Here is a 20,910-nt window from a genome sequence, read left to right on the forward strand (position 1 = left end):
ATCTGCCATGACACACGATCAAGCGCGCACACAGTTTCGCAACGCGATGGCCTCGCTCGGCGCCGCCGTCAACGTCATTACCACCGACGGCCCGCACGGACGCTGCGGTATCACGGCAAGCGCCGTGTGCTCCGTGACCGATACGCCACCCACGATGCTCGTCTGCATCAATCAGTCGAGTTACGTTCACGATGTGTTGCTTGCTAACGGCCGGGCGTGCATCAACGTGCTGGGCGCGCACGCGCAGGAACTGGCGCGCGCGTTCGCGGGCATGGACGGAGGCTCGATGGACGAACGCTTTGCGCGCTGCGGTTCGCGGCCTGGCGCATTGCAACTTCCCGTGCTCGACGATGCAATCGCGAGTCTCGAAGGCCGTATCGTCGACAGCAAGCAGGTCGGTTCGCATTCAGTGCTTTTCGTACAGGTAGAACACATCGGCTCGCGCGAAGACGGCGATGGGCTTGTGTACTTCGGCCGGCAGTTTCATCGGCTCGCGCGCGCGGCTGCTTCCTGCGAGGCGGCGTAAGTATGCAAATCTGCCTGTTTCTGATCGATGCGGGCGGGCAGCGCCCGCTGGTCGATATTGCGCCATTGCAGCGCATCGACGGCTTGCGCAGTCTGGTCGTGCACGAGCCGATATCGCAACACGTCGATCCGCGCATTCCGCCCGCGGCCGATGCGCCATCGTGCGTGCTTCAACTGTATTTCGATGAACTCGCCGCGCTCGAAGCTGCCGCGAGACTCGATGGCCCGATCCATCGCGCGCTTCGAGAACCTTTGATCGCCGGGCGCTTCATGCAGCAAGTCATGGCCGTGCGCGCGCTGGCCTCGCACGCGCCATCCACCCAAGCGCGCATTCAGCGCTGCACCTATCTCGTCGCGTACGAAGGGCCGGCCGAGGACTTCGACACATGGCTCGCGCATTACCTGCGGCATCACGCGCCGTTGATGTCCACCTTGCCGCGATTGCGCGAGCTGGAGATCTACACGCGCATCGATTGCACCATCGGCCTGCCTTGCACGCGCGCGAGTGCGATGCAACGCAACAAGGTCGTCTTCGACGATGCGTCCGCGCTCGCCGACGCACTCGCCTCGCCGGTGCGCGAATCGATGCGGCGCGATTTCCATACCTTGCCGCCCTATCGCGGAGCCACGCCGCATTTTGCAATGCACAGCACATACGGTAATCTCGCCACACATTGATGGCCGCATGGCGCGACCAGCGCTCGTTCGTGAGTCAACCGTGTATGACGAAGCTCAACTCCGGTATCGCCGATCTCAATCTGCTGCGCGTGTTCCTCGCCATCTGGGATTTGCGCAGCCTGACCGCCGCCGGCGAACGTCTCGAACTGACGCAGCCCGCGGTCAGTCATGCGCTACGGCGCTTGCGCACGATCTTCGGTGATCCGCTTTTCGTGCGCACGCCCGCCGGCATGGTGCCGACCGATGCCGCGCATCGGCTGTATCCGCCGCTCGCGCAGGCGTTGTCGATCATCAACGAGGCGGTCCAGCAACTCGCCAGCTTCGATCCCGCGACCGCCCGGCGCGTGTTTCGCATTTCGATGTCGGACATGTCGGAATTCTTTTTTCTGCCGCCGCTCGTCGCGCTGCTCGACCGCGAGGCGCGCGGCATTCGAATCGAAGCGGTCAATGTTCCGGTGGAATCCGTAAGCAGCGCCATGCGCGCCGGAGAAATCGATCTTGCGCTCGGCTATGTGCCGGGTCTCGACGCGGGATGCGTGAGCGAGACGCTATTCGTCGACGAGCATGTATGCGTCGTGCGCGCCAATCATCCGTTACGCAAGTCGCGGCCGACACGCGACGACCTGACCGCCTTGCGCTACGTCTACGCGAGCACCAACGCGACGGGCCATCGCATGGTCGAGCAATGGCTCGACGAGCTGAATTTCAAGCGCGATGTCGCGGTCCGGCTGCCGCATTTCGTCGTGGCGCCCGAAATCGTGATGAACACGGACCTTGCCGTGCTCTTCCCCAAGAGCATCGCGCTGCGCTTCAATCGTAGTAAGGCCTTTCGCATTCTGCCATTGCCTTTTGCGCTGCCGCCCATCGAGATTCAGGTGCACTCGCACACGCAATTCACGAGCGATCCGGGCGTAGCGTGGCTGCGCAATACGATCCATTCGATGTTTCGCCAGCCCGACGCGTGACGCTCATTTGCTGCGCTGATATCACGCGTTCTTTTCGGCGAATTTGACCGGGGTGAGTGTCGCCACGACACTGTTTGTCATGCGAAGCCTCTAGAAGGCTGCAGCCCTTCTCATTCAATGCGAGCAGACATGGCAACAGTTCATACCTCGACCGCCGAAACCAGCGCAGCAATGCCGGATCGCACGCTCAGACGTATCGTCATTGCGTCGGTCGCGGGCAACGCGATGGAGTGGTACGACTTCTTCGTCTACGGAACGGCGGCCGCACTCGTGTTCGGCAGTTTGTTTTTTCCGGCCAATGCGGACCCGCTGATCGGCACGCTCGGCGCGTTCGCGGCATTCGCGATGGGCTTCGTCGCACGGCCGCTCGGCGGTATCGTGTTCGGCCATATCGGCGACCGTTATGGACGGCGCGCGTCGCTCGTCTGGACATTGCTCATCATGGGCTTCGCGACGTTCGGCATCGGCCTGTTGCCGACTTACGATCACGTCGGTCTGTGGGCGCCTGTTGCGCTCGTCGCACTTCGCCTGCTGCAAGGCATCGCGTCCGGCGGCGAATGGGGCGGCGGCGTACTGATGATCAGCGAGAACGCGCCGCCTGAAAAGCGCGGCTATTACGCGGCGTGGAGTCAGCTCGGCGTCGGCGGCGGTTTCGTTCTTTCCTCGGCGGCGTTTCTCGCGGTGCAGGCCTTGCCGCACGATCAGTTCATCTCGTGGGGATGGCGCCTGCCGTTTCTCGCGAGCATCGTGATCTTCGCGCTCGGCGTCTACATTCGTCATAGCCTGCCTGAGAGTCGCGACTTCGAGAACGCGGAAGAAGCGGGCAAGACGTCGCATATGCCGGTGCTCGAAGCGATCAAGCGTCATCCGAAGGAAATACTGATGGCGATGGGCCTGCGCGTCGCGGAGAACGGCGGCGCGTACATCTTTCTCGCGTTTTCGCTGGTGTACGGCAAGTTCATCGGCATTCCGAATTCGACGATGCTCACCGGCGTCATGCTCGCGATGGTCGTCGAAATGATCGCGATGCTGCTGTGGGGCAAGCTCTCCGATCGCATCGGACGCAAGCCCGTGTATATGATCGGCGCCGCATCGCTCGCGGCGATGGCCTTCCCGTTCTTCTGGCTGCTGGACACGCATTCGACGCCGCTCATCTGGCTTGCGCTGGTGCTTGGCACGGCCGTCTGTCACGGCGCGATGATCGGCACCTTGCCTGCGCTCGTCGGCGAATTGTTCAGCACGGAAGTGCGCTACTCGGGCGTTGCGCTCGGGCATGAAGTGGCTTCGATTTTCGCTGGCGGTCTGTCGCCGCTCCTCGCGACCGCGTTGCTTTCGCACTATCACGCGTCCTGGCCCGTCGCGGTGTTTCTCATCGCGCTCAGTCTCGTGACGGTCGTCACGCTGCGCTTCACGCACGAAACGCGTCATCAGTCACATTGATGCGATACACGATTTTTAGCCTATTTTTCTTATTCGGCGTGCGGCTCTAAGATCGATGCATGGTTGTGGGAAACACATCGAAAGGAAGGCGATCATGCAAGCTCAAACCGTGAAAGTCCGAGTCGACGCGTTGCGCGAGGAAGCGCACGGCGTGCGCTCGTTCAGCGTCTCGCGAATCGACGGCGCGCCCTTCGAACCCTATGAGCCCGGCGCGCATATCGATGTGACCGGCCCCTCGGGTGTCACGCGTCAGTACTCGCTCTGCGGCGATCCGGCATGTCTCCGGACGCAGATCTTCGCGGTCAAGAAGGAAGCGCAATCGCGCGGCGGTTCACGCTCGCTTCACGAGGAAGTGACCGTGGGCTCCGAGCTTTCCGTCGGCGCGCCGCGCAGTCTGTTCCAGCTTCACGCGGCCGCAAGCGAGCACATTCTGATCGGCGCGGGCATCGGCATCACGCCCTTGCTGTCGATGGCTTATCGCCTCGTCGCGAGCAATGCGCGCTTCACGCTGCATTACTTCGCGCGCAGCGAGGCGCATGCGGCATTCATGACCTTGCTGACGCGTGCCCCGTTCAACGCGTACGTGAAGCTGCATTTCGGCGTCGAGCGGCACGAGCAGCGCGACAAGCTCGACGAATGTATCCGCGATGCCGGTCCGAACGCACACGTCTACACATGCGGGCCGAGCGCCTTCATGGATGCCGTGGTCGAGACGGCGCAAGCTCGCCTGCCCGCGGACGCGATCCATCTGGAGCGCTTCAAAGCCGAGCCGATTGCCACGGCCGAAGCCTCGTTGGACAGCTTCGAGGTGCAACTCGCAAGCAGCGGACAAACGGTTCGCGTGGACAAGAGCACGTCGATCGTCGATGCGCTCGCCTCCATCGGCATAGAAGTCGATACCTCGTGCGGCGAAGGCGTTTGCGGTACGTGCATGGTGGATGTCGTGAGCGGCGAGCCCGAGCATCGCGATCACTGTTTGAGCAAAGCGGAACGCGCAAGCAACAGCGTGATTTGCTGCTGCGTGTCGCGTTCCCGTTCGCCCGTGCTGGTGCTCGATCTCTGAGCGAAATCACATCGTCTTGAAGCTCGCGAGGGTGTCGGTCATCAGGGCGCGCATCCACGCGTTGCCTTCGTCGTCGTGAAAGTGTTCGTGCCAGTGCATCGTCACGGCCACTCTCGGCAACGGTACAGGCAGCGCGTAAATGTTGAACGCCTCGCCTCTGTTGAGGATATGCGCGAGCTTTTCCGGCAGCGTGGCGAACAGATCCGTTGCAGCCAGCACGCCGGGCACCGCCACGAAATGCGGCAACGCCAGCGCGATATTGCGTCCGACGCCTCGTCCGCGCAGCGCATCGTCGAGCGCGTCATGGCTGTGTTCGAGCGAGCGAACCTGAACGTGCGACGCGGCAAGGAACTGCGCGAGTTTCAGCTTCGTGCCTTCGGGCAGATCGTCGCGCTTGCGGGTCATGCATACATACGACTCCTCGAAGAGCACGCAATGGCGCGTGCGCGGCAATAGCGACGGCAAGTTGCCGATCGCGAAATCCAGCCGGCTCGCGCGCAACGCTTCTTCGATTTCTTCGTCCGGCAACGGCTCGACCACCAGCTTCGCGCGCGGCGCGGCATCGTGCAACGCGGCGCAGATCGCCGGCAGATACGCCATCTCCCCCGCATCCGAGAGCGACAGGCGAAAGGTACGCGTGCTCGTCGCCGGATCGAAACGCTCGGCGTAACGCAACGCCTGGCGCACGGTGTCGAGCGCGCGCCCGACGATTTCGGCCAATTCCAGCGCGACGGGCGTGGGCTGCATGCCCGTGCGCGTGCGGATGAATAGCGCGTCGTCGAACAAGGTGCGTAATCGCCCGAGCGAATAGCTGACCGCCGGTTGAGAGAGCGCGAGACGCTCGCCTGCGCGCGTCAGGCTGCGCTCTTCCACGATAGCCTGGAAAACGCGCAGCAGATTCAGATCGATATGGTCGATGGATGTCATGACGGGCCGTCCGAGATATAGGCCGCACTGATTGAACGACCCGTTTTTAATCGATTTGACGCATGATCCTCGAAAAGCGAGACTGATGTCAACGAGAGGATTTGCCGAGCGCCCAGCCAAGCTCGCGTCAGTCGTTCGATCAGCCACTCAACTTCTCCGAGGAATACGATGAGTACGCCGACCTATCAGACCATCGACACCAGCGCGCTCGCCAGGCGCGCGGAGTCCGATCGCATTGCGCCTTCGCTTTACTACGATCCGGAGTTGTTCGAGGCCGAACTCGAACGCATCTTCTACAAGACGTGGGTGTGGGTTGCGCATGACAGCGAGTTGCCGAAGCCCGGCGACTTCGTGACGACGACCATCGGCCGTCAGCCGGTCATCGTCGTGCGCGACAAGACCGGAACCGTGAACGTGTTGCAGAACCGTTGCCGTCATCGGGGCGCGACCGTCTGCGAAGAGCACAAGGGCAACGCCAAGGGTTTCACATGCCCGTATCACAGCTGGTCCTATGCGCTCGACGGCACGCTGCGCGCCCTGCCCTACGGCGATGGTTATGAAGGCGTGTGCGAGAAAGGCGATCTGCCGCTCAAGAAGCTGCGCGTGGGCGTTTATCAAGGGCTGATTTTTGCGAGCTTCGATGAATCGATCGAACCGCTCGAGGACTTCCTCGGCGGCGCCAAACCGTGGATCGATCTTTTCATGAAGCAGGGCGCGGGCTACCCCATCAAGGCGAATGGCGAGCACAAGTTCAGGTTCAAGGGCAACTGGAAGATCCAGCTCGAGAACACGACGGACCTGTATCACTTTCCCGTCGTCCATAAGTCATGGATGAAGTCCATCGACGATGAAACGGCCGCCGTCATCACGAGCTTCATGACGAGCGACAAGGCGTTCTGCCGATCGCTCGGCAATGGTCACAGCCTTGCCGTGCTGATGCCGGAATTCGTCGATCTCGATCAGGACGACGGCGCGCCGCTGCCCGAACGTTTCAATGAACTCGCCGCGCAACTCGCAGAGAAACACACGCCCGAAGAAGTGCGCCGCATCGTGCGTTCGCTGATGGGCGTCGGCTTCAACCTCAATCTGTTTCCGAACCTCGCGCTTTCGATGGCGTTCTTCCGCGTGCTGCGCCCGATCTCCGCGGTGGAAACGGAAATCCGCCACGTCGCGCTGGGAATGGACGGCGGCCCCGAGGAAGCCAATCGCGCGCGCTTGCGCATGCACGAGCACTTCCAGGGCCCGTTGGGCTTCGGCAGCCCTGACGACGCCGAAGCGTGGGAGCGCGTGCAGCGCGGCTCATACGCCGGCCCTGACGTACCTATCCTCGTGAACCGCGGCCTCAACCGCGAAACGACCGCACCGAACGGTGAGAAGACCGCGCATTCGACCGACGAAACCGGCATGCGCGAAGCCTACAGACAATGGCGCGCGATGATGGAGCAAGCATGATGGACGAACGCAACGCACTCTTCACGGACCAGACCTTGGCGCGCGCGATCGCATTCATCTGGCGGGAAGCGGAACTGCTCGACCGCCGGGACTATCGCGCCTGGCTGGATATGTGGGACCCGAAAGGCCATTACGTCGTGCCGATCGATCCGCGGACGACCGACTACGCGTCCACGCTCAACTACGCATACGATGACCATCACATGCGCGAGTTGCGCGTGCAGCGTATGACGTCCGGCTTTTCGGCGTCGGCCTCCGATGCGGCGCGCACGGTACGCACGGTGTCGCGCTTCACGCTCTCTGGCGACAGCGCGGACCTCGTCGAGGTCAAGTCCTCGCAGATCGTGATTGCCTACAAGCGTGGTCTGTCCACGATCTTTGCTGCCGACCTGACGCACAAGATCGATATGTCGAGCGGCGAGCCGCGTCTGTCGGAGAAGGTGATCCGCCTGATCGACTCGACCGAGGCGCTGAGCGCCATCGGCTTTCTGCTTTGAAGTCATGCGCGCGTCGTGTCGATGTCGGTCGTCCGGCATTGCTTTCAGCGATGCGCGCGCTATCCATTCGCTACGTTCATGCCAACACTCGAAGTCTATTTGCCTCAAGGTCACGCCGACGAACGCAAGGCATCGCTCATTCAAGGGCTCACGCAAGCGACCGTCGACGCGATCGATGCGCCGGCCGAATCCGTGCGCATTCTGCTGTCGGAGTTGCCCGCATCCGACAGCGGCCTCGGCGGCAAAGTCAGCGCGGCGGGATTGCCCGTCATCATCGCGATCCTGATTGCTGGCCGCACGCAGACGCAGAAAGAAGCGCTGATCGCGCATCTGTCGGAGACCGGCGCTTCCGTGCTGAATGTGCCGTTGCAGTCCACGCGCGTGATGATCAAAGACATTCCGAATACCGATTTCGGCCTGGGCGGAAAGACCGCTCGCGCCTTGGGCCGATAAGAATACGTGAAGCCATGACGGACAAAATCATCGAGAGCCTGCAGGCGCGCTTGCGCGTGCTCGAAGCGCAGAACGCGGTGCGCAAGACCATCGCCCGATACATGGCGCTCTGCGATGTGCCGGCACGCGCGCTCGAAGGGGAATCGCTGACGGCACTCTTCAGCGATGACGCCGTGTGGGAAGGCATCGGTCCACAGTATGCGGACAAGTTCGGCCGCTTGGCGGGGCCGAACGCTATCGTCGCGATGCTGCAACGCTACCTGCCGCCCACGCCGCACTTCGCGACCAACGTTCACTTCCTGACGAGCGAGCATATCGAAGTGAACGGCGATACGGCGAAGGGCCGCTGGATCATGTTGCAGGCATCCGGATATGTCGATGCACACGCCGAGCTCATCTCGGCGCGGCTCGATGTGGATTTCACTCCGTCGCCTCACGATGAAGACGTTTGGCTGATTCGCCACTTCCGCACCGAACGCCTTTTCGACGCGCCCTGGCAACTCAACCCCGCGCGAGGAGTCCGTGCATGAGCGCCTTTTTGCAGCAATTCGATCTCGCGACGCATGCCGCCGCCGATGCACCGACCATCGCGATCAAGGACAGTATCGACATAGCCGGCTATCCGACGACCGCGGCCAGCCGCGCACTCGCCGATGCGCCGCCCGCACCGCGCCACGCGCAAGTCGTGCAGCGGCTGCTCGATGCGGGCTGGCGCATTACAGCCAAGGCGAACATGCACGAACTGGCGTTCGGCATGACAGGCCTCAACGACTTCAGCGGCACGCCCGTCAATCCCCAAGATCCGGCGCGCATTCCCGGCGGATCGTCGAGCGGCTCGGCATCGGCGGTGGGGCTCGGGCTCGTCGATGCCGCCCTCGGCACCGATACCGGCGGCTCCGTGCGTTGCCCCGCGGCATGCTGCGGCGTGATCGGCCTGAAGCCGACTTTCGGGCGCGTGTCGCGTGAAGGTGTCGCGCCGCGCCAGACGTCGCTCGACTGTGTCGGCCCGTTTGCACGGGAGATGAACACGGTCATCGACGTAATGCTCGCAATCGATCCGTCATTTCAGGGCGGCCGTGCGCGCCGCGACGTGACAGCGATACGCGTCGCGTTGCCCGATGTGCAAGCCGAAGGTCGGATCCGCGACGCGGTGGCGAGCGCGGTCGCGCGCAGCGGACTCGCGTCGCGCGCCGTGCAGCTCGAATCCATTCAGGATGCGTTCACGGCCGGTCTCGCCGTCATCAACGCCGAGACGTGGCGCGCGTTCGGTCATCTCGTCGGCAGCGGAAAGCTTGGCCCGGATATCCTGGCGCGGTTGAGCGCCGCCGCGAACACGCCGGTATCTGAGCTCGATGCAGCCGAGCGCATACGTCGCGACTTCACGGACGAGGTCGATCGCGTGCTGGCGGACGCCGACGTCCTCATTCTTCCGACCATGCCATCGCTGCCGATCACGATCGAGGCCGCGCGCGCGGGCACTCCGGTGATCGCAATGTCGTCGCTTATCCGGCCTTTCAACCTGAGCGGACATCCGGCGCTTACGTTACCGGTTCCGGTTGAAGGGGCCTCGCTCAAGGCGGGATTGCAGATTGTCGGCCGCAAAGGCGATGACGAGACGGTGTGCGCGGTGGCCGCATACCTCGAAGCGATGCTCGCTCCGCATGCGTAACGAGCCGACGAGCCGTGCGCCTCTCAACGCAAGTTCGAGTCGAGCGGCAGACGCACGGTGAAAGTCGCGCCCTGCCCGCGTCCGGCGCTCGCAACATCGACCGTTCCGCCGTGCAGGCTCAGGATGTTCTTGACGAGCCACAGTCCGAGCCCCAGGCCGCCGACGCGTCCGCTCGACTGCGGCGCGATCTGCTGAAAGCGGTCGAAGACGTCCGGCAGCGCATCGGGTGCAATGCCGCGCCCCGTGTCCTGAACGGTCAGCACCGCCTGGCCGTCCGATGTGCTCACGGAAATGGACACGCTGCCCGCGTCCGTGAATTTCACCGCGTTCGTGAGCAGATTCCAGACGACTTGCTCGAGGCGGCTTTCATCCGCCATGACGATGCACGGCTCGACGTGCGGCGTCTGCAATCTCAGGCCCTTGTGCTCCGCGGTCTTGCGGATGTCTTCGACGACGTTGAGCGCGAGCGCACCGATATCCACCGGCTGCAGATGAACCGAGAGCTTGCCGGTAACGACCGCGCCGCTATCGAGCAGATCGTCGACCATATGCGACAGCTGGCGGCCGTTGCGGCGGATCGCTTCGCCCGCCCGCGCGACGTGTGAAGGATCGGCGACGACCTGCAGCAGTTCCGCCCACGAGACGATCGCGTTCAAAGGCGAACGCAACTCGTGACTGACGGCCGCGATGAAATGATCCATTGTCTTGGCGAGCGCTTCGCTGCGCTCGCGCCCCGAACGTTCCTCGCCGGCCGTCGCGGACAGCTCGAGCTCACGTTCCTTGCGCGACGTGATGTCGAGCGTGAAGCCCATCACCGACTGCATGGTGCCGTCGTCCGCGAACTGCCCTGTGCCGCGAATCAGGACCCAGCGCCGGCCACGCGCTCCATCGATGCATCGTTCGCACTCGAAGCTTCGTTTGGCTTGCAGCGCCTGCCAGTGCTCCGCAACCGGATCGGGCTGCTCGATGAACAGCTTTTGCCGATCCAGCCCGGCGATGTCCGGCAAGCCGAGATCTTCGACGCATTGTTCGCTGCAATGCACCGCGCCCGTTCCGACGTCGAGCTCCCATGCGCCCACGCCAGCGAAAGCCAACGCCCGTTCGAACCGAACGCGATGATCGTGCAGGCGCTGCTCGGCTTCTCTCGCAAGAATCTGCCGGAGCCGCGCGTGCGAGCGCAGTCGCGCTTTCTCTCGCCGTTCCGTGCGCGTCGCCAGCGTGTGCATCGTGACGTCATCGAAGCGCAGCAGGATGAGCGGCGGTTCATCGGCGGTCGCGGGAAGATGCGAGACGTGGATCTGCCAGTACCGCGACGGCTGTTCGTGCGTGGCGGCGCGATCCGGCGTGTCCAGGCTGAAAGCGGGCGAGAGGCGGCGCTGACCCGGGTGCAGATTCGCCACGAGCGCGCGGATCAGATGTTCGCATTGCCCCAAAGCCGCTTCGGTCTCGCCGAACATCGCAAGCCATGCCCGGTTCGCGAACACGACTCTCAGGCCCGGATCGAGCATGAGATACGGCTCGATCAAGCGGTCGAAGATCGCCCGGTCGGCCGTGCCGACAGCGCTCGCTTCCGCCGAACGGGAAGTCGAGTCGGTCATCGGAAGAGCCGTGGTGATGTTGCCAGAGGACGCTTCGTCACGATCGATCCTCTCCTTGTCCAAATCCCTGCGTGAGTTCGGCAACGGTCTTCAGGAACTGGTCCATCGAGGCCGGTTTTCTGAGCAAGGCGTTCCAGAGAACGATGCCGCTTGGCCGAGCCACATGGGCGGACGTATGCAGCACGATGGGAATCGCCGCCCATTCCGGCCGCTCGCGAACGGCCCGGCACAATGCCTCTCCGTCCATGCCGGGCATCATCAGGTCTGTGATGAGCAGGTCGGGCACCGAGCGTTGCATCGCGGCAATGGCCTCTCGTCCATCGCGCGCGCGCTCCACCTCGTAGCCGGAATATTCGAGCGCGAAGCTCCACGCTTCGAGCAGATCAGGTTCGTCATCAACGAGAAGGACACGCGTCATGGACCGCTCACAGCCATACAAAAACGGTTGGAATCCCGGCGCGGGACTGAGTCAAATCCTCAGTATCCTGCTTGTTCGTCACTACGGCTGGCCGCGCAATCCGGCGCCGCCTCTTTCAACATGCAATGTCACCAGTTCGATCAGACGATACGGCGGATAAGGCTTTTGCAGTATTGCCGCGAACAACGCCCGATCGGCCGGATCGATCGCGTGCGGGGCGGCGCTGCACAGGACGATCGGAATCCGCCGGAAGTCATCGTCGCCGCTGAGCGCTCGCGCAAGGTCCACGCCTGAACTGACGGGCATCATGAAATCCGTCACCACGAGCGACGGTCTGATGCGCTGGATCGTCTGCAACCCGTCCGCGCCGTTCGAAGCAGCATGCACGACGTGCCCCAAGTCCTGCAGCAGGAACTTCAGGAAATCGGTAACGAGAGGTTCATCGTCCACGACGACAAGATTAGCCATGCGCGCAGCCTGGCTATCGTCCGCTCGCGTCGTCGCCCATTGCGCCTCGCGCCGTGGACATCGTTCCCGTGACGTGCAGCCCATCGCCGAGTCCGGAAATCTGCACTTCCGCGGTCGATGTATCGAAGAGGCTGTCGCGCACCTTGAGCACCGTGATGCTGCGTCGCAAAGGACCACCCGCCGCCTGATGGCGCATCTCGATCACATTGTCGATCTGCGACAGGATTTCCGGCGATGGATTGGTGCGCCACGGCCCCGACAGTTCCTTCGTTTCCCAGGTGCACACCGTCGTCACGCCGATCGCGCGCAGTTCGTTGCTCAACGCGGCGAAGAATTCGACCATGCGATGCGGATCGACGGTCGCGCGTTCGAAACCGGCGAGGCCGTCGATGAACAGACGTTCTGCGCGCGTCGTGCGAACCGCGTCGAGCAGCTCGTAGGCGAGCTTGTCGAGAAGATTTTCGGTGAGCGGGCGCCACAACATGCACAGCGCCTTCTTTTCGACGAGCGTTTGCAGATCGAGACCCAGTGCCTTCGCTTTCGCGTACAGCCGCTCCGGCGTTTCATAGAAACCGAAATGCACGGCAGGCCGCTCGACGGTCGCGCAGTTGAGATAGCCGATTCCGAAGGTCGTCTTGCCGCTGCCGGCTGGCCCCACCACGACGGACATCGAGGCGGCAGGCAAACCGCCGCCGAGCCGTTCGTCGAGCCCGCCCGTACCCGTGGCGACCTTCGTCAACCCGACGGTCTCTTGCGTGGACGGTCGAGCGAGAGCGGCTTCGAGGCGAGGGAATACGGCGATGCCGCGCTCCGAAATTTCATAGAGATGCAAGCCGCTCAGCGCACGGCTGCCGCGCGATTTCGCAACGCGAATGTGCCGTACGGTGCGCGACCCGAACAGGTTCTCCTCGAGGTGCAGCACGCCATCGACCATCGTGTGTTCGGGACTGGATTCGTCGATCCGGGCACTGGTCAGGAAGAGAACCGTGCAACCGGTGAACGCAGCATGACCTTGCAATTCCGCGACGAAGGTCTTGATGTCCAGATTGGTTTCGCTGCTTTCGCGGGCATTGAGCAATCCGTCGAGCACGAGAATGCTGGCCTGCGTGCGCGCGAGCTCGGAGCGCAGCAATGCGACCAGCGCATCGAGTCCCTTCTCGCGAAGCGTGCGAAAAAGACTGAGGTAAGTCAGATCCTTGCCGAGGCGGCTTGCATCGTAGAAACTCAGCGCCGATAGCGACTGGAACAGCCGGTCGTGCGATTCCGCGAGCAGCGTGATGTAGAGAACCTTGTGTCCCTGACGGGCTTGCGCAAAGGCAATCTGATTGGCGAGGATGGTTTTTCCCGCTCCCGGCCGTCCCTGCACGATATAAGACGAGCCCGCTATCAGTCCGCCGTCGCAGATATCGTCAAGTCCCGGAACTTCGCTGCGTAGCCGCGCGAGTTTGTCCATTGCGTCGATCCATTATGTTGGGTGGCAAGCCGGGCATCGCTACCCATTTGCCGCCGCCGTTCCGTACCTGTCGGTTCCGATCCCGCCACTTCAGGTCGGCAGTGTACTCGAAATGACAGGGCAAGACGACGCTCCGGACTTCCCGTCTCGCAGGCGACGTCGAGCGCGTCAGTCTTCTGCGTCGATCATGTCGTTGATTTTCAGCACGAGCTCTTCGATCGCAAACGGCTTCGTCAGCAGGTGCGCGCCCTCTTCGACCCTGCCGTTGCCGAACACCGATTTCTCCGCATATCCCGTCATGAAAAGGACCGGCAAGGCAGGTCGCCTGAACCGCGCCCGGTCCACCATCTCCTTCCCGTTCATGCCCGGCATGCCGATGTCGCTGACCAGGATGTCGATCTCCGCGTTCGAATTGAGGATGTCGAGCCCGGACGGACCGTCGCTGGCTTCGATGACATTGAAACCCGCATCCTTCAGCACTTCGGTGCAGCCCAGGCGAATATCGGCTTCGTCATCGACGACGAGCACCGTGCGCTGCTTCCCGACAGCAGGCAGGACGATCGTCGCCGGCAAATCTTCGGCTTCCGGTGTCGAATCCGTCAGTCGCGGCAGATAGATGCTCACCGTCGTGCCCTTGCCGACCTGCGACTCGATCGACACTTTGCCCCCCGACTGACGCGAAAATCCGTACACCATGGACAAGCCCAGGCCCGTGCCCTGCCCCAAGGGCTTCGTGGTGAAGAACGGATCGAACGCCTTGTCGATGATTTCCGCTGCCATGCCGTATCCCGTGTCGGCGACCGCGATCACGACGTAATCGCCATCGCTCAAACCGTGCAGGCGCGCAAGGCGTCCCTTGAAGGAGACGTTGTTCGTGCGGATCGTCAGCGTGCCGCCCGCGGGCATGGCGTCGCGTGCGTTGATGCACAGGTTGAGCACGGCGTTCTCCAGTTGCACCGGGTCGCTCAACGTCGTGTGGAGGGTTTCTTCGAGCCGCGCATTCACTTCGACGGACGGTCCCAAGGTGCGCCTTATCAGATCGAGCATGCCGTCGATCAGGCGGTTCGGCGAGATCGCCTTGGGGTCGAGCGTTTGTCTGCGTGCGAAGGCAAGCAGCCGATGCGTCAGCGCGCCGGCTCGCTGCGTCGCATCGTGCGCGCTTTGGACGAAGCGTTCGATGTCGGCGAAACGGCCCTGGCGCATGCGCAGCTTGGTCAACTCCATGTTGGTGTTGATGACCTGCAGCAGGTTGTTGAAGTCGTGCGCGATGCCGCCCGTGAGCTGACCGATCGCCTCCATCTTTTGTGCTTGCCGAAGCGTTTCTTCGGCCGTCATCAGCTCTTCGGTGCGCTCGGCGACCCGCCGTTCCAGAAGCTGCGCGGCGTCCTTGAGCTCGTCGAGATGCCGTTTCGTCTGAAGCTGCCGTGCGCGCGCGCGAATCAGACCGCGCGCCACGCTTTGAAGCACTTCCGCGGTCAACGGTCGTGCGAGCAACGTGACATTGCCGAGCGCTTCGAAGAGACGCCAGCGTTGCACCGTGCTCGGACGATCGCCCGGCACGGTCAGAATGCAGATAGGAATGTCCGACCACGGCGGCTGTTTTTCGAGGCAGTCGGCAAAATCGCCCGACGGCGCCAGCTCGGAAAGCGACTCTTCGGTCAACAGCAGCCCCGCGATGCTCATGCCGTCGTTTTGCCGAAGCTGTTTGCAGATATCGGCCAATGTGCCGATTTCGAGCGCATCGATGCCGCCGGCGCGCAGCGTCTCGACGATGATCCGCGCATCCTGTCCGACCGGCGCGAGCACCTGCACCGTCGTCGGCGCTTCGTCACGCATCATGACGCGTCAGCCGGTTGGTCGCCCTCGCCGATCAATTCTTCGCGGGCGCCTTCGTAGGTCGGAACGCCGGTGAAAATGCCGCGCAAGGTTTCGAGCGGTGGCCCGACTTCCACGCCAATCGACGAAAGCTGATATTCGTGGATCGCGTTGTCGTGCAGGCCCGTTCGCTGTTTGATGACCGAAAGTGCGCGCCGCAAACGGCCCGCGGCTTCGAAAAAGCGCAGAAGCAACACGGTGTCGCTGAGGAAACTGAGGTCGATCGGGTTCTGGACATCGCCGACCACGCCCTGTTGAGCGAGCACGATGATCGTCACGACGCCGCGCCGATTCAGATAGGTGAGCAACTCATGCAGATGCAGCACGAGCGAACGCTCTTCCGGCATCGTGCTCAGATACGAATTGATGCTATCGATGACGACCACGCGAGCGTTGCGGTCTTCGACATCGCGGCGCACGGCCCACACGAACTCGCCCGGCGAGAGGCGCGACGGGTTCATCCGCCGCCATGAGAATCGCTCGCTCGCCATGGCCTCGTCCGCGCTCAGGCCCAGGCTGTGGCCGCGTCGCAGGAATGTCTCGTAGGTCTCATCGAACGAGAAGTAGGACGCAAACTCGCCGTTGTTCGCGCTCGACAGCGCATAGCTCAAGGCGATCGACGATTTTCCCGCACCCGATGGACCGATCATCATCGTGGTCGTCCCGCGATCGAGTCCGTGGCCGAGAATGCGATCGAGGTCCGCGAAGCCGCTTTCGAGCGGCGCTCCGCCGGGAAGACTCGCATGTTCGTCGGCGATCAGGCTAGGAAACACGAGCACTTCTCCCGGCACGAGCATGTAGTCATGCCATCCGCTCTGGAAGTTCATGCCGCGCATTTTTGCGACCCGCAGCCGCCTGCGCGCGGCGCCGTAGTCGCGCTCGATCAATTGGAGCGTGATGACGCCGTGGACAAAACTATGAAGTTCTCCGTCCTCTCCGCTCAGAAGGTCGTCGAGAAGGATGGCGGTGACCTCCCTTCCCTGCATGAAGCGCTTGAGTTCGAGCATCTGCCGCCGGTAGGCGAGCTTGTTTTGCGCGAGCATGTGCAACTCCGACACGCTGTCGATGACGACCCTCTCGGCGCCTGTCTCCTCCACGCGGCGGATGATCCGTTCGATGGTCCTGTCGAACTCGACCTCCGACGGAAAGAGCACCGTTTGCTGACGCGATGCGTTGGCCTCGTCCGGTATCAGTTCGAAGATATCGATACCGGACATGTCCCAGCCGTGCGTGGCTGCCGCGCTTCGAAGCTCCTGCTCCGACTCCGAAAAGGTGACATACAGGCACTTCGCAGCTTTCTCGACGCCCGCAATGAGGAAGCGCATGCCGATCGTGGTTTTTCCAGTGCCGGGCGCCCCTTCGACGAGATGCAGCCGATGCGTCGGCAGCCCGCCGCGCAGAACGACATCGAGTTCGGGGATTCCTGTCTTCGTGAGCGGCAGTGGAACGATCTCTGGCATAACCGACCTTTGAGTGGTGTTTTTTACCTCCTAGCAATTTTTCGGCCTTGAAGAGTTTGGTCGCCAAGTCAGCTTGCTTTGCGAAAAGCACGGCTGAAACGGCAATTTCGCGCGCTCAGGACTGGACTGTCCAGTCTTCGGTCGGCGCGGGCAGCGAGCGAAACGCGGGCTTCGCGAAGAAATATCCCTGCATCAGCGTGACGCCCTGCGCGAAGAAGAAGTCCCGCTCGCCACGGGTTTCGATGCCTTCGGCGATCACGCGGATGCCGAGATCGCCGCACATGGACAACACGCCCCGCACGATGCTCTGCCGCACCGAATCCGTGTCGATTCCGCGCACCAGTTCCATGTCGAGTTTGATGAAATCTGGCTGGAATTCGGCGAGCAGCGTGAGCCCGGAGTAGCCGGCGCCGAAATCGTCGATGGCGGTCTGAAAGCCGAAGCGTCTGTACGCACGAAATATCTCGACCAGATGCGAGCGGCTGATGACGCTCTCGCCCTCTACGGTCTCGAAGATGATGCGATCGGTCGCGAACTTGAATTTCTCGGCCGCCTCGAACGTGCTGCGGATACACGCTTCAGGCTGATAAACCGCGTTCGGCATGAAATTGATCGACAGGAATCCGCTCATCTCGAGCGACGCGGCCTGTTCGATCGCCACGGTGCGGCAGCGTTGATCGAAATGGTAGCGATTGGCTTCGTCGACCCGCGCGAGCACCGATCCCGCCGATTCGCCGTTCGGGCCGCGCACCAGCGCCTCATGGGCATACGCGACGCCATTGCGCGTATCGACGATAGGCTGGAACGCGAAGGCCAGATCGATGACGTCGCTATCGGGGACGCGGCAACCCGTGCACTTGTGCGACGCATCGCCGTGCGCGAGCTGGATGGCTGGCTTATCTTTCATGAATTTTTCGGATCGCGCACGCGGCGCACGTTTTGACTAGTCTTTATCGACACGAATCGACATGGGCTTTACACCCCGGACGAGAAACCGTGCGCTGCACAGTCGCGCGCCATGTCGCGGCGCGCTCCCGCTTTACTCAGTTCTTCCACCCGCCGAACTGCGCGATGTCGACCACCGGCAGCCGCTTGCGCGGCGCTTGCTCCCGTTCGGCCAACGCGTCGGACAGCACGCCTACATCGCCATGATGCGCAACCGAGATCACGGCGAGCGGCGTGTAGCGCTCCGCGATGCCGAACGCGTCCCGCAAGGCCTTCGCGTCGAAGCCGCTCATCGAATGGGCGGCGAGGCCGCGCGCATGCGCCTCGAGCAGCAGCGCCAGCGCCGCGGCGCCGGTATCGTAGCTCGCGTTCGGATTGACCTCGCCCTTGGCGTTGAGCGTATCCGCGAGCACCGCGATCAGCACTTGCGCGTTCCGGTTCCACGTCTGGTTGAACGGAACCAGCGTGGCGAAGGCGTCCTCGAATGCGGCAGCGTTCCGGGTCTTCTCGAACACGAGAAAGCGCCAGGGCTGCACGTTATACGCCGATGGCGCCCAGCGCGCCGCTTCGAGCAGCGCAAGCACATCGGCGTGCGCGACGGGCTGTTCGCCATAGGCGCGCGGACTCCATCGTCCGGCGAGCAAAGGATGAATGTCGATATCGGTCGGTGCGGGTCGGTGCGTCATGGATTCTGGCGATCGAAATAAAAAAGGGCTTCCAGCATAAGCCGTGCGGCGCGAACGCGATATGACTTCCCGTGCTGATTAAATCGGCGCCGACGATAAGCCGCCTTCCCGCGCCGCGGGCATGTACACGCATATCCTTAGCTCGATTCGTGCTTTCCGCTTGGCGATCCGGGCGACTATCATGGTCAGTCTTAGCCGCCCGCTGAATAGTCGCTGCGCGCTGTTCCGCCTTATCCGGAGTTGTTATCTTGTCCCGTATCGAACCCATTCGCCGGCCGCTCGTGGTCGGCATCGGCGGCACTACGCGCCCTGCATCGTCCACCGAACGCGCGCTGGGCTTCGCGCTCAAAGGCGCGGAAGAATCCGGCGCTCGCGTGCGCCTGTTCGGCGGCGCATTTCTGCACAGCCTGCCCCACTACGCGCCCGAAACGCGCGATCTCACCGACGCCCAGCGCGAACTGATCGAAGCCGTGCGCGACGCCGATGCGCTCGTCATCGCGACGCCCGGTTATCACGGCGGTATCTCCGGGCTCGTGAAGAACGCGCTCGACACACTCGAAGAACTGCGCAACGACGAGCGCCCTTATCTCGACGGCCGCGCGGTCGGCAGCATCGTCACCGCTTATGGCTGGCAGGCGGCGGGCACGGTGCTGACCTCGCTGCGCTCGATCGTGCATGCGCTGCGCGGCTGGCCGACGCCCTTCGGCGCCGCCGTCAACACGCTGGAAACGCGCTTCGAAAGCGCCGACCATTGTTCCGATCCGAAGGTCGTCGAGCAGTTGTTTACCGTCGGACAGCAGGCGTCGAACTTCGCACTCGCGTTCGCTTCGCACCGGCCGGATGCGTGGCATGCAGTGACTCGCGAAGTGGCGCTCGCACAGCGCTGAGGCAGGCAAGACGTCGAAAGCATACGGTCGATCCGTGCGCTTCGACGATGGACGATGCTTGGTATCCCGACGCACGTTCCGCGCGATGCCGAGCGCATCAGCCGCGCGCGAAGAAACGGTTGGCCGGCCTCGGCAAGCCGAGATGCTCACGCAGTGTCGAACCCTCGTAAGCGCGACGGAAAATGCCGCGCCGCTGCAACTCCGGCACCACCTTGGCGACGACATCATCCAGGCCCGCGGGCAGATACGGGAACATCACGTTGAAGCCGTCGCTGCCTTCCTCGACGAGCCACTGTTCCATTTCGTCGGCGATATCCGTCGCGGTGCCGACCATCTGCAAGCCGGAATAGCCGCCGACACGCTGCGCCAGTTGCCGCACGGTGAGCCCCTCCGCGCGCGCCATGTCGATGACGCGTTCGCGCGCACTTCTGCTCGCGTTGGTTTCGGGAATCTCGGGCAACGGGCCGTCCGGATCGAACGACGAGACATCGTGGCCGAGCGCGATCGACAGCGACGCGAAACCGCTGTCGTCATGCACGAAAGTGTCGAGCAATGCGCGCTTTTCCTGCGCTTCGTCACGCGAGTCGCCCACTACGACGAACGCGCCCGGCAGTATCTTCAGATGCTCGCGCGCGCGGCCTGCGCGCTCCATCCGGCCTTTGACATCGGCATAAAAGCGCTTGCCCGCGGCGAGATTCGGCTGCGCGGTGAAGACGGCATCGGCGGTTTCGGCGGCGAGCTGCCTGCCCGCTTCGGACGATCCCGCCTGCACCACGACCGGCCAGCCCTGCACCGGCCGCGCGATGTTCAGCGGCCCGCGCACCGACAGATATTCGCCCTTGTGATCGAGCACGTGCAGCTTGGCGGGATCGAAGAAGAGGCCGCGTTGCGTGTCCTGCACGAAGGCGTCGTCGGCCCAGCTATCCCAGAGACCGGTAACGACATCGTAGAACTCGTGCGCGCGCCGATAGCGCTCGTCGTGCTCCATGTGTTCGTCGCGGCCGAAATTCAGCGCGGCATCCGGGTTCGACGTGGTGACGAGATTCCAGCCCGCGCGCCCTTCGCTCAGATGATCGAGCGATGCGAACCGCCGCGCGATGTGATACGGCTCGTCGAACGTCGTCGATGCAGTAGCGATCAGGCCGATGCGCTCGGTCACCGAAGCGAGCGCGGACAGCAGCGTGAACGGCTCGAACGATGTCGCCGTGTGGCTGCGCTTGAGCGCGTTGACCGGCATGTTCAGCACGGCAAGATGATCGGCCATGAAGAAGGCATCGAAGCATGCTTTCTCCAGCGTCTGAACGAACCGCTTCAGATGTCGAAAGTTGAAGTTCGCATCGGGATACGCGCCGGGATAGCGCCACGCGCCGGTGTGCAGGCTCACCGGACGCATGAATGCGCCGAGATGGAGTTGTCGGGACTGTGGCATCGCGTCGATGAATGAAGGAGTG

21 protein-coding genes are annotated in these 20,910 nt (G+C 63.0%); 11 read left to right on the forward strand and 10 right to left on the reverse strand.

Annotated features, from left to right (window positions below; genetic code table 11):
* The first annotated feature begins 7 nt into the window (after window positions 1-7).
* The 5 genes from BG60_RS02370 (at window position 8) to BG60_RS02390 (ending at window position 4,671) form a co-directional block, all read left to right on the forward strand.
* A complete protein-coding gene (locus BG60_RS02370; protein ID WP_008346713.1) occupies window positions 8-526 on the forward strand; it encodes a flavin reductase in 519 nt (172 codons plus the stop codon).
* A 2-nt stretch (window positions 527-528) separates the two neighbouring features.
* Complete coding sequence (locus BG60_RS02375; RefSeq protein ID WP_008346716.1) at window positions 529-1,203, forward strand: hypothetical protein; 675 nt, start codon at window positions 529-531, stop codon at window positions 1,201-1,203.
* A 44-nt stretch (window positions 1,204-1,247) separates the two neighbouring features.
* On the forward strand, window positions 1,248-2,168 hold the full coding sequence (locus BG60_RS02380) for a LysR family transcriptional regulator (RefSeq protein WP_033535823.1): 921 nt from the start codon (window positions 1,248-1,250) through the stop codon (window positions 2,166-2,168).
* Window positions 2,169-2,297: 129 nt separating this feature from the next.
* Entirely contained in the window at window positions 2,298-3,608 is a 1,311-nt protein-coding gene (locus BG60_RS02385) for an MFS transporter (protein WP_033535799.1), read from the forward strand.
* Between the two features lie 94 nt (window positions 3,609-3,702).
* Window positions 3,703-4,671, forward strand: a complete 969-nt coding sequence (locus BG60_RS02390; RefSeq protein ID WP_008346721.1) for a PDR/VanB family oxidoreductase — start codon at window positions 3,703-3,705, stop codon at window positions 4,669-4,671.
* 6 nt (window positions 4,672-4,677) lie between these two features.
* On the opposite strand, the gene BG60_RS02395 is transcribed toward BG60_RS02390, so the two are convergent.
* Window positions 4,678-5,598, reverse strand: a complete 921-nt coding sequence (locus tag BG60_RS02395; RefSeq protein ID WP_034470192.1) for a LysR family transcriptional regulator — start codon at window positions 5,596-5,598, stop codon at window positions 4,678-4,680.
* A gap of 168 nt (window positions 5,599-5,766) precedes the next feature.
* Between BG60_RS02395 and BG60_RS02400 the strand changes: the two genes are divergently transcribed.
* The 5 genes from BG60_RS02400 to BG60_RS02420 all read left to right on the forward strand — a co-directional run bounded on the left by BG60_RS02400 (window position 5,767) and on the right by BG60_RS02420 (window position 9,669).
* On the forward strand, window positions 5,767-7,050 hold the full coding sequence (locus tag BG60_RS02400) for an aromatic ring-hydroxylating oxygenase subunit alpha (protein WP_008346725.1): 1,284 nt from the start codon (window positions 5,767-5,769) through the stop codon (window positions 7,048-7,050).
* Window positions 7,047-7,547, forward strand: coding sequence for an aromatic-ring-hydroxylating dioxygenase subunit beta (locus BG60_RS02405; RefSeq protein ID WP_008346726.1), 501 nt, complete (start codon window positions 7,047-7,049; stop codon window positions 7,545-7,547). Before BG60_RS02400 ends, BG60_RS02405 begins: the two co-directional genes overlap by 4 nt.
* A 78-nt stretch (window positions 7,548-7,625) precedes the next feature.
* The gene (locus BG60_RS02410) at window positions 7,626-8,000 is read left to right on the forward strand and encodes a tautomerase family protein (protein ID WP_008346728.1); all 375 of its coding nucleotides are present in this window, start codon (window positions 7,626-7,628) and stop codon (window positions 7,998-8,000) included.
* 14 nt (window positions 8,001-8,014) lie between these two features.
* Complete coding sequence (locus tag BG60_RS02415) at window positions 8,015-8,530, forward strand: nuclear transport factor 2 family protein (RefSeq protein ID WP_008346729.1); 516 nt, start codon at window positions 8,015-8,017, stop codon at window positions 8,528-8,530.
* Window positions 8,527-9,669 carry an amidase gene (locus tag BG60_RS02420; RefSeq protein WP_008346731.1) on the forward strand — a complete coding sequence of 381 codons (1,143 nt, stop codon included), beginning with the start codon at window positions 8,527-8,529 and terminating at the stop codon, window positions 9,667-9,669. The genes BG60_RS02415 and BG60_RS02420 overlap by 4 nt, the downstream gene beginning before the upstream one ends.
* Window positions 9,670-9,692: 23 nt before the next feature.
* Here the strand turns inward: BG60_RS02420 and BG60_RS02425 are convergent, their stop codons facing one another.
* The 8 genes from BG60_RS02425 to BG60_RS02460 form a co-directional block, all read right to left on the reverse strand.
* A complete protein-coding gene (locus BG60_RS02425; protein WP_008346732.1) occupies window positions 9,693-11,267 on the reverse strand; it encodes a sensor histidine kinase in 1,575 nt (524 codons plus the stop codon).
* Between the two features lie 37 nt (window positions 11,268-11,304).
* Window positions 11,305-11,685 (reverse strand): response regulator, encoded by a 381-nt coding sequence (locus BG60_RS02430; RefSeq protein ID WP_008346733.1) that lies wholly within the window; start codon window positions 11,683-11,685, stop codon window positions 11,305-11,307.
* Between the two features lie 81 nt (window positions 11,686-11,766).
* Window positions 11,767-12,153: a response regulator gene (locus tag BG60_RS02435; RefSeq protein WP_008346734.1), complete on the reverse strand. Its 387-nt coding sequence runs from the start codon at window positions 12,151-12,153 to the stop codon at window positions 11,767-11,769.
* Window positions 12,154-12,166: 13 nt separating this feature from the next.
* Window positions 12,167-13,606: an ATPase domain-containing protein gene (locus tag BG60_RS02440; RefSeq protein WP_008346736.1), complete on the reverse strand. Its 1,440-nt coding sequence runs from the start codon at window positions 13,604-13,606 to the stop codon at window positions 12,167-12,169.
* A 168-nt stretch (window positions 13,607-13,774) separates the two neighbouring features.
* Window positions 13,775-15,445 carry an ATP-binding protein gene (locus BG60_RS02445; RefSeq protein ID WP_008346738.1) on the reverse strand — a complete coding sequence of 557 codons (1,671 nt, stop codon included), beginning with the start codon at window positions 15,443-15,445 and terminating at the stop codon, window positions 13,775-13,777.
* Window positions 15,442-16,941, reverse strand: a complete 1,500-nt coding sequence (locus tag BG60_RS02450; protein ID WP_008346739.1) for an ATPase domain-containing protein — start codon at window positions 16,939-16,941, stop codon at window positions 15,442-15,444. Before BG60_RS02450 ends, BG60_RS02445 begins: the two co-directional genes overlap by 4 nt.
* Window positions 16,942-17,056: 115 nt before the next feature.
* Window positions 17,057-17,848: an EAL domain-containing protein gene (locus BG60_RS02455; RefSeq protein ID WP_008346742.1), complete on the reverse strand. Its 792-nt coding sequence runs from the start codon at window positions 17,846-17,848 to the stop codon at window positions 17,057-17,059.
* A 136-nt stretch (window positions 17,849-17,984) separates the two neighbouring features.
* Window positions 17,985-18,572, reverse strand: a complete 588-nt coding sequence (locus tag BG60_RS02460) for a nitroreductase family protein (RefSeq protein WP_008346743.1) — start codon at window positions 18,570-18,572, stop codon at window positions 17,985-17,987.
* A gap of 248 nt (window positions 18,573-18,820) precedes the next feature.
* On the opposite strand from BG60_RS02460, the gene BG60_RS02465 reads away from it, so the two are divergent.
* Window positions 18,821-19,459: an NADPH-dependent FMN reductase gene (locus BG60_RS02465; RefSeq protein ID WP_033535800.1), complete on the forward strand. Its 639-nt coding sequence runs from the start codon at window positions 18,821-18,823 to the stop codon at window positions 19,457-19,459.
* Between the two features lie 97 nt (window positions 19,460-19,556).
* Here the strand turns inward: BG60_RS02465 and BG60_RS02470 are convergent, their stop codons facing one another.
* Window positions 19,557-20,888, reverse strand: coding sequence for an LLM class flavin-dependent oxidoreductase (locus BG60_RS02470; protein WP_008346746.1), 1,332 nt, complete (start codon window positions 20,886-20,888; stop codon window positions 19,557-19,559).
* Between the last annotated feature and the right edge of the window lie 22 nt (window positions 20,889-20,910).

This window comes from Caballeronia zhejiangensis (assembly GCF_000698575.1).
GTDB lineage: Bacteria > Pseudomonadota > Gammaproteobacteria > Burkholderiales > Burkholderiaceae > Caballeronia > Caballeronia zhejiangensis.

Bases quoted from the DNA above. Each gene is read 5' to 3' on its own strand.
- BG60_RS02370 (WP_008346713.1), top strand. From the start codon at position 8: ATGACACACGATCAAGCGCGCACACAGTTTCGCAACGCGATGGCCTCG.
- BG60_RS02375 (WP_008346716.1), top strand. From the start codon at position 529: ATGCAAATCTGCCTGTTTCTGATCGATGCGGGCGGGCAGCGCCCGCTG.
- BG60_RS02380 (WP_033535823.1), top strand. From the start codon at position 1,248: ATGACGAAGCTCAACTCCGGTATCGCCGATCTCAATCTGCTGCGCGTG.
- BG60_RS02385 (WP_033535799.1), top strand. From the start codon at position 2,298: ATGGCAACAGTTCATACCTCGACCGCCGAAACCAGCGCAGCAATGCCG.
- BG60_RS02390 (WP_008346721.1), top strand. From the start codon at position 3,703: ATGCAAGCTCAAACCGTGAAAGTCCGAGTCGACGCGTTGCGCGAGGAA.
- BG60_RS02395 (WP_034470192.1), bottom strand. From the start codon at position 5,598: ATGACATCCATCGACCATATCGATCTGAATCTGCTGCGCGTTTTCCAG.
- BG60_RS02400 (WP_008346725.1), top strand. From the start codon at position 5,767: ATGAGTACGCCGACCTATCAGACCATCGACACCAGCGCGCTCGCCAGG.
- BG60_RS02405 (WP_008346726.1), top strand. From the start codon at position 7,047: ATGATGGACGAACGCAACGCACTCTTCACGGACCAGACCTTGGCGCGC.
- BG60_RS02410 (WP_008346728.1), top strand. From the start codon at position 7,626: ATGCCAACACTCGAAGTCTATTTGCCTCAAGGTCACGCCGACGAACGC.
- BG60_RS02415 (WP_008346729.1), top strand. From the start codon at position 8,015: ATGACGGACAAAATCATCGAGAGCCTGCAGGCGCGCTTGCGCGTGCTC.
- BG60_RS02420 (WP_008346731.1), top strand. From the start codon at position 8,527: ATGAGCGCCTTTTTGCAGCAATTCGATCTCGCGACGCATGCCGCCGCC.
- BG60_RS02425 (WP_008346732.1), bottom strand. From the start codon at position 11,267: ATGACCGACTCGACTTCCCGTTCGGCGGAAGCGAGCGCTGTCGGCACG.
- BG60_RS02430 (WP_008346733.1), bottom strand. From the start codon at position 11,685: ATGACGCGTGTCCTTCTCGTTGATGACGAACCTGATCTGCTCGAAGCG.
- BG60_RS02435 (WP_008346734.1), bottom strand. From the start codon at position 12,153: ATGGCTAATCTTGTCGTCGTGGACGATGAACCTCTCGTTACCGATTTC.
- BG60_RS02440 (WP_008346736.1), bottom strand. From the start codon at position 13,606: ATGGACAAACTCGCGCGGCTACGCAGCGAAGTTCCGGGACTTGACGAT.
- BG60_RS02445 (WP_008346738.1), bottom strand. From the start codon at position 15,445: ATGATGCGTGACGAAGCGCCGACGACGGTGCAGGTGCTCGCGCCGGTC.
- BG60_RS02450 (WP_008346739.1), bottom strand. From the start codon at position 16,941: ATGCCAGAGATCGTTCCACTGCCGCTCACGAAGACAGGAATCCCCGAA.
- BG60_RS02455 (WP_008346742.1), bottom strand. From the start codon at position 17,848: ATGAAAGATAAGCCAGCCATCCAGCTCGCGCACGGCGATGCGTCGCAC.
- BG60_RS02460 (WP_008346743.1), bottom strand. From the start codon at position 18,572: ATGACGCACCGACCCGCACCGACCGATATCGACATTCATCCTTTGCTC.
- BG60_RS02470 (WP_008346746.1), bottom strand. From the start codon at position 20,888: ATGCCACAGTCCCGACAACTCCATCTCGGCGCATTCATGCGTCCGGTG.